The sequence below is a fragment of the Daejeonella sp. genome (assembly GCF_046590655.1).
Taxonomy (GTDB): Bacteria; Bacteroidota; Bacteroidia; order Sphingobacteriales; family Sphingobacteriaceae; genus Daejeonella.
Genome location: NZ_JBKJUM010000094.1, coordinates 1 through 14,402 on the forward strand (window position 1 = coordinate 1; position 14,402 = coordinate 14,402).

Consider the following 14,402-nt stretch of genomic DNA (forward strand, 5'->3'; position numbering starts at 1 on the left):
TTTAATTCATCGAAGAGAGAGGCTTCTAATTGATCTATTTCAGCACTAAGTATCATTAGCCGCCCCGCATCAGGGTCGAACTCCATATCCATCAAAGCCTCATTTACATCCATCATATCCATCAGAAAGGCCTGCGGTAGTGCGTATTTATCGCCATCCACAAGCAAATCATGAAGTTCCAGTATGTACTCGATACGTTTCAGAGGATCCGAAAGAACTTTGTATGCTTGATTATTAAGGGTTGATAATTCCAGAATTTCATCCTGTTTCTCCCGTGATTCATTGGCGTGAAAATCCGGATGAAACTCTTTACTGAATGCGTAGAACTTCTTCTTCAGCAAAGACTCATCGACTTTGAAGCTAAGTGGAAGGTCGTATAACTCAAAGTAGGATTTGTCTGGCACTTAAATAGGATTCATAGGATTGTAGGATTCATAAGATGCTGGTCTGATAGACTTAATTTCAGCAGTCGCCCCTTCAATTGGCAACTGTCAAGCCGATAGCTATCGGGTGTCGACTAATTAATTACATGCTTAATAATATCATTCCCAAAAACAAATACCATCAGTGTAATCAGGATTACAAATCCAACCATTTGGGCGCGCTCCATGAATTTATCTCCAAGGGGTTTGCCTTTAACCATTTCGATTAGCAGAAAAACAGCGTGGCCTCCATCAAGGGCGGGGATTGGCAAGAGGTTCATTAAAGCAAGAGCCATGGAAAGCAAGCCTACAAGGCTCCAAAACTTAATCCAATTAACAGTAGATCCAAACATCGTAGCGATGCCTATAGGACCTGTGAATGCTTTATTTGCCTTCACCTGACCTGACGCTACTTTTCCCAGTCCTTTCGCATTATCCATAAATGATCCCCAGGCCTTTGACGCTCCCACTGGTAAGGCTTCAAGAAAACCATACTCAATCGTTTCAAGAGGAATGTCGTGGTATTGTGGAATATAAACTCCAACTGTTCCTTCCGCGGATACTTTGGTAGGGATTTGTACCGTTTTATTGTCCCTTATGACCGTCATTTCAACCTGCTTATTTTTATTGGCAACTACCAGCGCCTTAAATTCATCATAATAGGTAACCGGCGTATTATTGATTGCAAGAATACTGTCACCAACTTCAACGCCTGCCTTCTGCGCATTTCCACCAGGTTCTACCATAGAGATACCAGAGATTTTAACTCTCGGCTCAACAAACTGTCCGATACCCAGATCTGATACTTTCTCAAGAACATCACCCGGAACATGAATATTTTTTGTCTCACCATTACGCTGAACTGTAAGTTCTGTATTGCCAAGCAAAACTTTTGAACTCGTGAGCTCCTCAAATCGCTTTACGGGTTGACCATTTACTTCAGTAATACGGTCGCCATTTTGCAAACCAATCTCTTTACCTATTATCCCAGGTGCAATCCCGTAAGGTATTTTATCATTCGGCACAAAAGTCTCCCCATTACTTAATGTCAGCATCCAGAAAATGAAGATACCCAGTACTATATTTACGGTTACTCCACCAAGCATGACAATTAGTCGCTGCCAGGCTGGTTTTGAGCGAAATTCCCATGGCTGAGGCGGACCAGCAAGCTGTTCGGTATCCATGGATTCATCTACCATTCCTGAGATCTTCACATACCCTCCAAGCGGAAGCCATCCGATCCCATATTCACAACCTTTATAATTGAAGCTAACTAGCTTAAATCCCCAGGCATCAAAGAACAGGTAGAATTTCTCTACCCTTATGCCGAAAGCACGGGCGGCTAAAAAGTGCCCTGCTTCGTGTAATATTATTAAAATTGATAATCCAAGTAACAGTTGACCTGTCATTATTAATCCATCCATGCCTTATTCTCTATTTTATTTTTTAGATATTAATACTTCTTGTTTGTTACTAAATCCTGTGCATACATACGGGTTTGCCTGTCTGTTTCCATATAATCATCCAGGGTAGGATCGACGACAAAAGATATTTCTGCCATGCAGTTTTCTATCACGTCGCTCATTTGTAAGAACCCAACACGGTTGTTCAAAAACTCAGCCACAACAACTTCGTTGGCAGCATTGATAACGCATGGCATATTACCCCCGGCATTTAATGCGTCAAAAGCTAAAGCCAGATTTCTGAACGTCTTTTTGTCAGCCTGTTCAAAGCTCAGGTTGGGGAAATCCATAAAGTTAAACCTGGGGAAATTACTCGCTAACCTTTCAGGATAGGCAATTGCATATTGAATAGGTAGCTTCATATCCGGAAGGCCCATCTGGGCTTTCATGGAGCCGTCGCGAAACTGCACAATAGAATGAATAATAGACTGGGGATGTACAATAACATCGATTTGCGAAACATCCAGATTAAACAACCATTTAGCTTCGATCACCTCCAGTCCCTTGTTCATTAAAGACGCTGAATCAATTGTTATCTTTTCACCCATCACCCAGTTGGGATGTTTTAAAGCTTCCTTTTTCGTTATCGACTCCAGGAATTCTGAACTTTTACCCCTGAATGGGCCACCCGAGGCAGTTAAATAAATCTTTTCAATTGCATTATTTTCCTCGCCGGCAAGGCACTGAAATATAGCCGAATGTTCGGAATCTACAGGCAGAATTTTAACCTTATGTTTTTCTGCCAGGCTCGTGACCAGTTCCCCGGCAACAACCAGAGTCTCTTTATTCGCTAATGCGATATCCTTTCCTGCCCTAATGGCGGCAAGCGTGGGTCTGAGTCCCGCAAAACCCACCATCGCTGTAAGCACCATGGATATGTCGGCATGAGAAACGACTTCGCACATATCATCAATGCCGCAGAGCACCTTAATACCGTACGGATGCAGGACAAATTGCAGATCTTCATATTTTTCCCGGCTTCCAATAACAACATAAGCTGGTTTAAATTCTATAGCCTGAGCGATTAGCATATCTGCATTACTTTGGGCTGTGAGCACAAATGCCCTGAAACGATCAGGATGTTGCCTGATAACTTCAAGCGCCTGTGTACCAATGCTTCCCGTAGAGCCGAGAATTGCAATATTCTTAAGATTTTGATCTTGTTTCACGTCTTTACATTACGACTTACCAGTTTATCCAATTCGTCCGCTATTAGTCTGTCATTCGATAATCTGGGTACTTTATTCTGTCCTCCCAGTTTACCCTTTGACTTCATGTAGTTTCGAAATGCGTCCTTTTCCAGTGAATGCATGATCAAGGGCTGCAATACTTTTCCCTCAATCAGGTCGAAATAATACGAATTTAAACTCTGCAGAGATTTATCAACCTTAATGCTGAACAATGTCAGATCTGCCGGCGGATTCACAAACTCCACATACCATTCATGAAAGGGCAAAGACCCGTCAGCTGGAGCAACCCTGGGAGCAACCGTGAATTCGGTTATTTCCAGGTTCTCATGTTTTGCTGCTGATAAGATTGCCGATTCCACCTCCTCTCCTATCACATGTTCACCAAAAGCCGAAATATAATGTTTAATTCTACCCGTCACAATTAACCTGTATGGATCTTTCGAGACAAATTTTATTGTATCGCCAATGCTATAACCCCAAAGTCCGGCATTCGTGTTAAGTATCAAAGCATAATTTTTATCCAGCTCCACATCTTTGAGAGAAAGCCGGGTGGGATTTTCATTGAAATATTCTTCAGAAGGAATAAACTCATAAAAAATTCCCGAATCTAAAATTAAAAGCAAACCCTTTTCTGTCTGCGAATCCTGGAAGGCAATAAATCCTTCAGAAGCTGGGTAAGTTTCAATCGAAGGAATTCTTTTTCCTATACTTTCCTCAAGCCTTGCACGATATGGCTCAAAGTTTACCCCTCCGTAGACGAAGAGTGAGAAGTTTTTAAAAATATCTTTAATCTTTTTGCCATCAGTATGTGCCGAGAGGCGGTCGAAATACATTTGGACCCAGGGTGGGATGCCAGAAATAAGCCTCATATCTTCGGTGATAGTCTCCGCAACAATAGCCTCAATTTTTTCTTCCCAATCTTCAATGCTATTTGCTTCAAAAGATGGAAGGCGGTTCGCTTGTAGATACGCGGGAACATGGTTAGCAACAATTCCTGAAAGGCGCCCAAAGGCTATTCCATTTTTGTGTTCCAACACGGGACTGCCCTGAAGAAAAATGATCTTGCCATCTAGAAATTCCGCTCTGCCTGTCTCATGAATATAACAGAACATAGCGTTCTGCGCGCCTTTTAAATGTTCAGGCATAGAGTCCATGGATATTGGGATATATTTAATCCCGGATGTTGTTCCGGATGTTTTAGCTAGATATTTAGGTTTACCGGGCCACAGAACGCTGGATTCTCCCGCCACAATGCGTTCGATATAAGGCTTGATAAGCTCATAGTCGCGAACAGGTACATATTTTTTGAAATCTTCGTACGAGTTAACAACTGCGTAAGAGTGGTCGCGCCCAAAAGCGGTATGCTTCGCCTTCTTAATGAGGTTCTTGAAAACTTTTTCCTGAGCCTTTAGAGGGTTCTTTTTCCACTTATTGATCTGCATCACTGCGAATGCAGCCAGGGGTCTAGCTAATAGAGACTTAATTCCCATCACTCTTTACTACATCATCAAGTAGAATCTCCTCCTCATCTGCATAGTTATTTACCATATGGCGATAAGCAATGATCAGAATAATACTTGAAAATGGAACACTGAACAATGTACCAAGCCCAAGTGCCATTGCTCCCAAAATATTTACACCTAACATGAGGAGAAAAAGTCTTAAAATAAACCAGAAGTGCCCTTTAGTAAGCGTCCAGCTTTGACTAATTGACTCGGAGGAGCCTGATTCCTGATCAACGATAAAAGCGACTACAAAACATAAACGGATTGTAAAATAAGTTATCGGTATGGAAATCAGGATAAAAATAGGGAGCATTTCCCAGCTGAAGGGGTTTTCAGGATCTATTTCAATTTGTGGAGTATTGAAAAAGTAAACTGAACTTATCACCGCAATCATGAACACCAGGACAAGGCTTATTACCAATTTAACCAGCAGGAAATTAAAAGCTTTCACCAAATTAGGGACGACATCAGGAAATGATGCATCCTTCGGATCGTCAATAAGCTTAAAAAATACCTGATAAAAAGCTACAGTATAAAAGGCATCAAACAGAGTCAGCAACAGACCGCTGGCATTACCCAATACTACCGCAAGCAAGGATATTATAAATATTATGGCAAATTGAAATACCGTCAGACCAAGCAATACCAGCATATTGTCTTTGGCCAACCGCCAGGAATCCATGAAAACCTCCTTCACTGTGATCACTCTGCCCATATTTTATCTCTTTAAGATTATTCGTTTCCACAAATCCTGCATAAAACCCATACCATAAGCCACCAATTGTACTAATGAAGCAAGAATGCTCAAAAATGCAACTTTTACCGATCTGTTCATTGCCATTGAGTGGAAAAATATCAACAAAACAAACAAAGCCAGCATAGTATTACAAAAAGCTGCCAAAGGTTGTTTCAAAAGGTTCAAAATCAAGCTGAGCAAAAGAAAGATGGTGAAGCATGCAGGAAAAAAATGGACAATCTTGAGTTCAGCAGGAAAGTGTTTATAAATATTGATTCTTGCCCGGCCGAAAAAATGGAGCTGCCGATAAAACTGAGTAAAACTTGTACGTCGTTTATGATATACAATTGCTCCAGGTACGAGCCCAATCTTAAATCCGAGCGATTGCACCCGTATACTGAATTCAATATCTTCACCCAGCCGCGTTAGAATAAAACCTCCGGTCTTTTCCCAAACTTCGCGCGAAATTCCCATGTTAAAACTTCGGGGATGAAACTGACCTATGTGTTTTTTATTACCCCTGATTCCGCCGGTTGTAAATGGCGAGGTCATAGCATAACTAATAGCCTTCTGTATCGGCGTAAATGACTTGTGGGCTCCATCCGGCCCACCATATGCATCGAGCTGATGTTCAAATAGATAATCTTTCACTATTTCAAGATAGTGTTCAGGGATCAAACAATCTGAATCGAATACTACAAAATAATCACCTTTGGCACGAGCAAAACCATAATTTCTAGTAAAGCCCTGTCCCTCATTCTCTTTATAAAAGTAGCGGATATCCAGTCTGTCTGAATAGCTTTTAACAATCTCTTCTGCGCCATTTATGGAACCATCTTCGATAACCAGGACCTCAAATTGCAGATAAGTCTGCTTTGTTAGCGTGTGAAGTAATTCATCAATCTCCTGAGGACGGTTATAGAGGGGGATTATGATTGAGAAGAACATAGATGGGAAGTTTAGAATCAGGAGTTAAAATTTCCACCTCTCATACAGTTTTCTCAATGTGGTATGAGTTCCTTTCCGGCGAATTTCTTGAAACAAGCTCAGCTATAAATCCCGTAAGGAAAAGCTGGAAACCAACAACGATAGCAACCAGAGCAATATAGAACAGCGGTTGTGCTGTAACATCCCGGTTATTTGCGATATGCATCGAAATATTATACAACTTATTACCAATAATCCACACGGTTATAGATAATCCGGCAAGGAAACTCAATGCTCCCATTGTACCAAAAAAATGCATTGGCCGCTTAGAGAATTTACCCACAAAAAATATCGACAGGAGATCGAGGAAACCATTTATGAAACGGCTGAGACCAAATTTGGTCGTGCCATATTTTCTTGCACGGTGTTCGACAACCTGTTCGCCAATTTTTGTAAATCCTGCCCATTTTGCAATGACAGGTATATACCTGTGCATTTCGCCGTAGACTTCAATATTCTTCACCACGTCCTTCCGATAGGCCTTTAAACCGCAATTAAAATCGTGAAGATTATGGATTCCTGACATACGTCGGGTAAAGTAATTGAAAACTTTAGTAGGAAGAGTTTTACTTAAAGGGTCATGCCTTTTTTGCTTCCATCCTGATACAAGGTCAAATTTATCTTCCGTTATTCTGCGGTACAGCTCAGGTATTTCGTCCGGGCTATCCTGAAGATCTGCATCCATAGTAATAACCACGCCGCCCTGGCTAGCTTCAAAACCCACATTGAGCGCAGCCGATTTCCCATAATTTCTTCTGAATTTAATGCCAATGATATTAGGCAGCTGCTTTTTTAAAGCCTCTATAACCTCCCATGAGTCGTCGTTACTTCCATCATCTACAAGAATAATTTCATATGTGAGGCCATGGGCATCCATAACGCGGCTAATCCAACTTGTTAGTTCTGGCAATGATTCTGCTTCGTTTAATAATGGTACAACTACCGAGATATTCATTGACTTGAAAGTTGAGACCCGATAGCTAGCGGGTTGACAGTTGACAGCTGCATGGCGTAAGTTACTACTCAGATAAAGGTGCAAATTTGATTAATAAATTTGGAATATATAGAATTCTTTCGGATGAGGGGAAATTTATCCATTACTGGGTATTAATCTTCTCCCAAAATCTAACCCACCCAAACAAACGTATCTCTATTAAATTCCAAATTTCATTTGATCTTCATAATAGCACCATAATTTGAAACATTAAGTATTAAAAGCCCAACATGAAAAATTTGTTCATTCTCTGTACCCTTATAATCCTATTTGCCTCGTGCAAAAAAGACCCTGCTATCATACAACCCCAAATTAGCTCTGCTGGTCCTACAAACGCTACAGTAAACGGTTCTCGCAGAGATTTAACTCATGATTCGCTATTCTTGTATGCCAAGGAAGTGTATTATTGGAATGCTGCCCTGCCAGCCTATGACGTGTTTAATCCAAGAAGTTATATCAATGGATCAGATGCTTCTTCCTATCAGCTTTCACTATTCAACCTCAGCCAGTATAGTATTAACCCGGCTACCGGTAAAGCTTACGAGTTCGTTGCATCAAGTTCCGGCGGAAACACTGGATATTCTAAATACTCTTACATCAAGAGTAAAAGTTCAGCCAACCCCGTTGCTTACCTTCCTGACCTTCAGGGATCGGTAGATATTGAGGGTAATGGATTTGATACAGGAATTTCCTTTTCGGCTATAGGTTCAGCTTCATCGTATGAAGTTAGGGTCAAATTTGTAAGTCCGGGATCTCCCGCACATCAGGCTGGTTTTTCGCGTGGAGATTTTATAAGCAAGATCAATAACAGCCCCGTAGGAACTAATTATAATAATGAAGTAAGCCTGATTAATAATGCTCTAAGCGGCAGTAGTGTAAAACTTGCGGGCAAAAGAATCAATGGTTCCGCATTTGAAGTAACCCTGGAGAGGAGTTCATATAAAAGTAGCCCGGTGTATAAAGACACTGTTATAGTCTCGAACGGGAAAAAGGTGGGTTATATAGCTTATGCGAGATTTTCGAATGCAGGAAATTCGAACAGTGTGCTAAATTCAATCTTTGCAGAATTTTCAGGAACCGGTGTAACGGACCTGGTTATAGATCTGAGGTACAACGGTGGAGGTTATGTGCATACTGCAGAACATTTTACCAATCTTATAGCACCTTCCAGTCTGAACGGAAAAGTGATGTTCCGGGAGAGGTTTAATACTCTTATGCAAAATGGCGGTGCAACAATTTTAAAGAATCAACCTGTTCTGGATGGAAATAATAAGCCGCAGTTTACAAATGGTCGCCCAATGACATATGCTGATTACAGTTATAAGGAAGAGGACAATAGCTACAATTTCAAAAAAGCTGGCAGTTTGAATTCTATTCAAAAGGTGGTATTTATTATAAGCGCCAGTACCGCATCTGCCAGTGAAATGCTTATAAATAATCTGCGTCCATATATTGATGTTAAGCTTGTTGGTAAGCCTTCTTATGGAAAACCAGTTGGTTTCTTTCCAATTACACTGGAGAACAATTATAATATTTACTATTCTATGTTCACAAGCATCAACTCGGCCGGACAAACTGATTATTTTTCTGGATTTACACCTGATTGGGATGCTGCGGATGACGTAACCCGTAATTTTGGAGACCCCAAAGAAATTTGCTTTGCTGCGGCCCTTAACTATATTGGGAAGGGTAGCTTCGTTACAGGCAGTAGTGTTGCTACCCTACTAAGTATCAAGGGCGAAAAAATCAGTACAACATCAAGCTCATTTGACGTGCGCGAACTTAATGATGACAATTTTTTTAAAGGAATGGTGGAAAATAGATTTAAAATCAGAAAGTAGCATGATCTGATTTGAAAGTGTTTTAACGAGATAGTTTAGTGTGTTCAACGACATTACTATTCTCTTTTCGAATACTATTTTGACAATTATTTAATTTTAGCACGCTAATTGTAATATAAGCACATGATCCCAGTACTTTGTATTAACGACAGTTCAATAAATTTATTCGTACAGAAAAAACTATTATTACAATCAGGTATAACTGACAATGTAATTACAGTTGCGGACGGGCAGGAAGCTCTGGACTATTACTCCCGATTTAAAGATTTGCCATCATTTGAGTACCCGCGATTGATACTTTTGGATATTCACATGCCAAGGGTCGACGGCTGGGAATTCCTCGATAAATTTTCAGAACTGTATTTATCTAGTTTTGATGAAACGCGAGTTATCGTTAACTCGTTTACCGTGGATGAGAATGAGATAAATAAGGCTAAAAATTATCCGCTAATAATTGATTTTGTGACTACGCAGTTAACAACTGAATATTTCCGCCAGCTGGAATTGCCAGGTTCAAAGGAAATGATTCCCGGTATGGAAAGTGCAGGCACCCATCAATAATTTAGAATACCTGCACCTAATTTTGTTTATTCTTAATCTACATCATCTTCCAATGGCGCAAAAATCTGCGCTTCTTTTTTGAATATTGCTGCAAATATTAGTGACATAACAAACTGAATCAGAATTGCGATACCTAAATTTTGAAGAAGTTCCATTGGAGTTGGATTAAACTGCTTTTTGATTCCTTTAAGCTGTTCGCTCACCGCAGTTTCTATTTGGTCAGGATCCATGCCCATACTTTCAAATGTTTTGGTAGCACCCTCTTCTACATATCCGGAGATCTTTGTAAATCCATCTGGCTCAACGAATTCATAAAATACGTAATTAATGATGGTCACCAGAATTCCGGCTACAAATGCCATTAAGAAAATGCCTTTTAATGCCTGTCTGAAGCTCCAGTAACCGCCTATTTTTTTCCGAAGATCTATAGTAAAGAAAATATACACCAAAAGAAGGAATATTACATTCCCTATGGCGAACCACACTGAACCGAAAAGGGCCGGGGCCACATAATAAATGACAATACCAAGTATCGTAGCGAGAATTCCAATAATTAGGCCGTTGTTTACAGCAGCCTTGTTTAAGTTTTCTAGAGATAATTCCATGTTGTTTGATTTAGGTTGGGTTTTTGTTGTGTTTAGCGTTGGTTGTACGATATTAGGAGGGAGTACACTGCAGAATCAAACTCCGCATTTTTACTATATTTAACAAACTCGTCAAAATCTTCATTATCAGGATGCTGGTCGCGAAAGAAGCCGATCATTGGATAAAATAACTCCTTTAATTCTGAATCTTCAGGCAATTCATTTGCCACCCGTGCAACTTCCTTGAGGTCGCTATCTACCAGTATTTGATTTGCGATTACATCCTCATAGATTCGGTGTTCATCCTGAAATTCATCCTCATCCACCAGCAAAAATTCTTTTAGAAAGTCCGCCAGATCTGGTTCTATATCCTCGTCCTCGCATTCTTTCAGGTATAGCATCAGATTTAAAAGTTCAGTACCCCTGTCAAGGGTCTTCTCTTCAATTGCTTCCCACTCTGTTGAGTCCAGATAATCCACTTCCAGTTTACGTACATCGTCGTTGAAGAAATTTATGAGTAAAAGATCGAAAAATAATTCCCTCAACGATTCGTATTCAGGATTTTCATTGAACTTAAGATCCAAATTCGCAACCTTTTTCAAATATTCTTCTTTGCTGTCGAATACCTGAACCAGGCTTTCATAAAATGGCTTACTATCGTTTTTACTGACAACAGCGAATTGCCTCAAAGCTGCCAGCAGTGCTTGTTTTACACTTGCATCCATAAAGTCCGGCTAATAGGTGAAATATTGGGCATTATTAACTACTAACTTAATCTTTCCTGTTAAATTTTTCCCAAAAAAAGGTGAATTTTCTGACTTGGAATAGTTTGTTTCTTCATTGAGGGTCCACTGTTCCAAGGTATCAAACAGAATAAAGTTAGCAGAATTTCCCGCTTCTAAAACAGGGATTGGGAGTCCGAGTATATTTCGGGGATTCACAGCCATTTTCTCAACAATTTGTTCAGGTGACAAGCCGGCTTTAAGTGCTAGCGGCAGAGCAGTTTGGAGCCCGGTTATGCCATATGACGCGATCTCAAACTCAACGTTTTTGTACTCGATCTCATGTGGGGTGTGCTGGGAGACTATTGCATCGACTGTCCCATCTTTAAGTCCGGCTAAAAGAGCTTTCTGGTCGGTTTTAGTTCTTAAAGGTGGCTCTACTTTATAGTTGCTGTCAAAGCCTTCCAGAAGATCTTCTGTGAGTACCAAAGCATGTGCAGCTACATCGCACGTCACTTTTATGCCAGCTTTTTTAGCCCGTCTGATTAGGTCGACGCTATTGGCTGTGCTTATTGTACTAAAGTGCACCCTTGCATCATTGTATTGTGCGAGATATATGTCCCGTGACACCATGAGCTCTTCTGCAAGTGATGGATTGCCCTTCATTCCCAGGTAGGTACTCATCACGCCTTCGTTCATTTTCGCCTTACCGGCGATATCCTGGTCCTCCGGATGTGATAATATCAGCCCATTAAATGACTTGGTATACAACAGGGCGCGGCTCATCAACCCTGCATTGCTAACGGACTTTTTTCCGTCTGTAAACGCTATTGCACCCGACTGTTGCATATCAAACATTTCCGCAAGCTCTTTACCCTCGCAATTATGACTTATGCATCCCAACGGATAGATGTCGACAAGGTTGTTTTTTGAACGGTTAATAAGATAAGATACTTCCGCTTTGGAATGAATTGGCGGCTGAGTATTCGGCATCAATGCAAGGCCTGTAAAGCCTCCAGCCGCAGCCGCTGCTGCACCAGTGCTGATATCCTCCTTTGTCTCAAGCCCGGGATCGCCGAAATTTACATTTAGGTCAAAGAATCCTGGCGACAAATACATTCCCTTAGCGTCAATAGTTATCGTTTTGGTACCGGATACACTAATATTTTTTCCTGTTTCTAATATCCGCCCATCAACGACCAGTATATCAGCAATTTTCCCATAAAATTTGCTTTGAGGATCAAGGATCGTTGCCGACTGAATTAATAAGTTATTCAAATTTTACAGCTTTAGTTTGTGATTTTCTATAGAACCGGATAAGCAATATTTCGGCAGCTAAAAATAATAGTGCAAGTATAATACACAATTTCCATAAAGGTGTTCCCTGATTAATAGACTGTACCGCCCCCTGCATTGAACCGGGCCTGGGAGTTATCAGATCTATCTTCTGTCCTGGAAATTTAGCTTTTATTACCCGGTCGGTGGCATAATTCAAGTTTGATTCCGGGCCGGCATCGTTAAATGATAAGATGGCAAGCAGGCTGTCATTTTTCAATAATTGATAATTGCCAATTTGCCGAATCTGGTCTGCAACATATAATTGGGAAACATTATCATTTTGACGGAGATCAGGTATTGCCTCAAATTTTTCCTTTCGAAGCTTCAGAGTTTGATTAGCGTTCAGTGTAAGTTTAGGCAGCTCGATCACCTGGTCACGGTTAAGTTTATGAAATAAGTTCTGATCCTGAAGCGATAACAATGCAGTTTGGTACATAATTGGAACGAAAACAGAATGGCGTGCAAAATTACTCGTTTCTGCATTCAATGGCACAGCTGAAAGATAAATTTTGCCTCTTCCCAGTCTATATTCGCTGAGAAATGTCACCCTACCGGGAAATTCCAGAATACTTTGTTTCGTTGTATTGTTCTGAATGCTGTAACGGAGAAATTTTTTAGCAACAGGCAGGTCAAGATTCTGTGGAATATTTTCAAATACACCTTTAAATATTGGATGCTGTAGATTCATGGAAGATACCTTTGTTTCAGCAGTGACCACTTCGGCTGGAAAATCGGTACCCAAGGTTTTTAAGAGTGTCTTTAAACCTTCCTGATTACTTTCGAGCTCGGGAAATATCATAAGGCTTCCCCCTTTGTTGACAAATTCCCGCAGTTGCTGGATTAAACCTTCACTTATCTGCCCAACTTCATTTAGTATTAAAAACGGATAGTTATTTAGTCCTGCGTAGTTTATGTTTCCAGAGCCAACATTAGTCACGTTAAAAAATACGTCTGACCGATATACTGAATTCAAATATTCATTCTCCTTACCCGCATTGATAATTAACAGAGGAATTGATAGCTGTACATTGAAGCTGAAATAGAAACGGTCGTCAAATACCACCGGAAAGTCGGTAATTTCAATCTCCCCTTCTTGCCACCCCGCTTTAAGTCCGCTAAAAAACAAGGTATCGGTTGACGTCGCTCGAGGCTCAATACTAAGACTCCCTATAGCTTTTTGTTGCTTGTTGATTGTAATTTTAACAGGAATATTTTCAGCCTTTTCGTCCGAATTATTCCTGAGTTTTACTATCATTTGTTCAGTATCCCCCGGCCTATGGATTGCTGAAGCAAACCAAATAGAATCAATAGAAATATTCGGCTGTGAGTTTGATTTTAACCTCACAAGTCTTACTGCGACAGAAGTATCTGCTAGTACAGGAGCCTTTGGGAGTATGTTCTCCTGAAAATCCGAAATAATGTAGACCGTCTTCTTCGAATTAGGTTCCTTAATAAAGACATCCTCCTGACGGCGAATAATCTGGTTCAGATCACGGTTTGCGGAACTGATCTTTACTTCATCAACAGCTGTAAGAAATTCGTCATAATTCAAAAGCCGTTGAAACTTGCCCTCAAAATCATTAGTAAGAAGCTGGAATTTATCGTTAAGGCTATAGGCCGACGCAATTTCTTTTGCCCGCCGCTTTGATTCATCGAGTAATGTTCCCTCCTTATTTACAGCTTCCATACTGTAGGAATTATCAACAAATATACTTACCACTTGCTGCTGGTAGGCATTATTTTGGTCTGGATTTGGAATATATGGCCTTGCAAAAGCAAATACCATAAATACCAGCGCAAGAATTCTGGACGCCAGGATCAGCCTGTCTTTAAGATGCTGGCGTGATGAGGTCTGAATCTGTACAAACTTTAAAAAACGGACATTACTGAAGTAAACTTTTTTAAACTTCCGGAAATTGAAAAGATGTATAATAATTGGAATGGCAATAGCCAGAAGGGCAAATAAAAATCCGGGGGACAGGAATCTCATTAAGTATCAAAATTACAAATTAAGTTGAATTATTCATTTTTAAAATGTAGGATTTTCGTATCAGGGAAG

General features: G+C 40.4%; 13 protein-coding genes. 2 read left to right on the plus strand and 11 right to left on the minus strand.

Annotated features, from left to right (window positions below):
• From hscB to ACLL8Z_RS09015, 7 genes are all read right to left on the minus strand, one after another.
• Positions 1-404, minus strand: a 404-nt coding sequence (gene hscB / locus ACLL8Z_RS08985) for a Fe-S protein assembly co-chaperone HscB (protein WP_411274440.1), incomplete at its 3' end; no start/stop codon positions are given.
• 113 nt (positions 405-517) lie between these two features.
• Positions 518-1,846, minus strand: coding sequence for an RIP metalloprotease RseP (gene rseP, locus ACLL8Z_RS08990; RefSeq protein WP_411274441.1), 1,329 nt, complete (start codon positions 1,844-1,846; stop codon positions 518-520).
• 29 nt (positions 1,847-1,875) lie between these two features.
• Entirely contained in the window at positions 1,876-3,054 is a 1,179-nt protein-coding gene (locus ACLL8Z_RS08995; RefSeq protein WP_411274442.1) for a 1-deoxy-D-xylulose-5-phosphate reductoisomerase, read from the minus strand.
• Positions 3,051-4,565, minus strand: a complete 1,515-nt coding sequence (locus ACLL8Z_RS09000) for a GH3 auxin-responsive promoter family protein (RefSeq protein ID WP_411274443.1) — start codon at positions 4,563-4,565, stop codon at positions 3,051-3,053. Before ACLL8Z_RS09000 ends, ACLL8Z_RS08995 begins: the two co-directional genes overlap by 4 nt.
• Positions 4,555-5,295: a glycerophosphoryl diester phosphodiesterase membrane domain-containing protein gene (locus ACLL8Z_RS09005; RefSeq protein WP_411274444.1), complete on the minus strand. Its 741-nt coding sequence runs from the start codon at positions 5,293-5,295 to the stop codon at positions 4,555-4,557. The genes ACLL8Z_RS09000 and ACLL8Z_RS09005 overlap by 11 nt, the downstream gene beginning before the upstream one ends.
• A 3-nt stretch (positions 5,296-5,298) precedes the next feature.
• Entirely contained in the window at positions 5,299-6,264 is a 966-nt protein-coding gene (locus ACLL8Z_RS09010; RefSeq protein WP_411274445.1) for a glycosyltransferase, read from the minus strand.
• Between the two features lie 40 nt (positions 6,265-6,304).
• On the minus strand, positions 6,305-7,258 hold the full coding sequence (locus ACLL8Z_RS09015; protein ID WP_411274446.1) for a glycosyltransferase family 2 protein: 954 nt from the start codon (positions 7,256-7,258) through the stop codon (positions 6,305-6,307).
• Positions 7,259-7,527: 269 nt separating this feature from the next.
• On the opposite strand from ACLL8Z_RS09015, the gene ACLL8Z_RS09020 reads away from it, so the two are divergent.
• Together ACLL8Z_RS09020 and ACLL8Z_RS09025 are read left to right on the plus strand one after the other, a co-directional pair.
• On the plus strand, positions 7,528-9,138 hold the full coding sequence (locus ACLL8Z_RS09020) for a S41 family peptidase (RefSeq protein WP_411274447.1): 1,611 nt from the start codon (positions 7,528-7,530) through the stop codon (positions 9,136-9,138).
• Positions 9,139-9,261: 123 nt separating this feature from the next.
• Entirely contained in the window at positions 9,262-9,699 is a 438-nt protein-coding gene (locus tag ACLL8Z_RS09025; protein WP_411274448.1) for a response regulator, read from the plus strand.
• Positions 9,700-9,731: 32 nt separating this feature from the next.
• Here ACLL8Z_RS09025 and ACLL8Z_RS09030 read toward each other — a convergent pair whose 3' ends face one another.
• From ACLL8Z_RS09030 to ACLL8Z_RS09045, 4 genes are read right to left on the minus strand one after another with little or no spacing between them, the layout of a single operon-like run.
• On the minus strand, positions 9,732-10,304 hold the full coding sequence (locus ACLL8Z_RS09030) for a DUF4199 domain-containing protein (protein WP_411274449.1): 573 nt from the start codon (positions 10,302-10,304) through the stop codon (positions 9,732-9,734).
• A gap of 32 nt (positions 10,305-10,336) precedes the next feature.
• A complete protein-coding gene (locus ACLL8Z_RS09035; RefSeq protein WP_411274450.1) occupies positions 10,337-11,008 on the minus strand; it encodes a hypothetical protein in 672 nt (223 codons plus the stop codon).
• A gap of 9 nt (positions 11,009-11,017) precedes the next feature.
• A complete protein-coding gene (locus ACLL8Z_RS09040) occupies positions 11,018-12,283 on the minus strand; it encodes a dihydroorotase (protein WP_411274451.1) in 1,266 nt (421 codons plus the stop codon).
• The gene (locus tag ACLL8Z_RS09045) at positions 12,276-14,333 is read right to left on the minus strand and encodes a vWA domain-containing protein (protein WP_411274452.1); all 2,058 of its coding nucleotides are present in this window, start codon (positions 14,331-14,333) and stop codon (positions 12,276-12,278) included. Before ACLL8Z_RS09045 ends, ACLL8Z_RS09040 begins: the two co-directional genes overlap by 8 nt.
• Positions 14,334-14,402: the final 69 nt, after the last annotated feature.

Coding starts and splice junctions, on each gene's coding strand:
- ACLL8Z_RS09015 (WP_411274446.1), bottom strand. CDS start 7,258: ATGAATATCTCGGTAGTTGTACCATTATTAAACGAAGCAGAATCATTG.
- ACLL8Z_RS09035 (WP_411274450.1), bottom strand. CDS start 11,008: ATGGATGCAAGTGTAAAACAAGCACTGCTGGCAGCTTTGAGGCAATTC.
- ACLL8Z_RS09000 (WP_411274443.1), bottom strand. CDS start 4,565: ATGGGAATTAAGTCTCTATTAGCTAGACCCCTGGCTGCATTCGCAGTG.
- ACLL8Z_RS09010 (WP_411274445.1), bottom strand. CDS start 6,264: ATGTTCTTCTCAATCATAATCCCCCTCTATAACCGTCCTCAGGAGATT.
- ACLL8Z_RS09045 (WP_411274452.1), bottom strand. CDS start 14,333: ATGAGATTCCTGTCCCCCGGATTTTTATTTGCCCTTCTGGCTATTGCC.
- ACLL8Z_RS09030 (WP_411274449.1), bottom strand. CDS start 10,304: ATGGAATTATCTCTAGAAAACTTAAACAAGGCTGCTGTAAACAACGGC.
- ACLL8Z_RS09025 (WP_411274448.1), top strand. CDS start 9,262: ATGATCCCAGTACTTTGTATTAACGACAGTTCAATAAATTTATTCGTA.
- ACLL8Z_RS09020 (WP_411274447.1), top strand. CDS start 7,528: ATGAAAAATTTGTTCATTCTCTGTACCCTTATAATCCTATTTGCCTCG.
- ACLL8Z_RS09005 (WP_411274444.1), bottom strand. CDS start 5,295: ATGGGCAGAGTGATCACAGTGAAGGAGGTTTTCATGGATTCCTGGCGG.
- rseP (WP_411274441.1), bottom strand. CDS start 1,846: ATGGATGGATTAATAATGACAGGTCAACTGTTACTTGGATTATCAATT.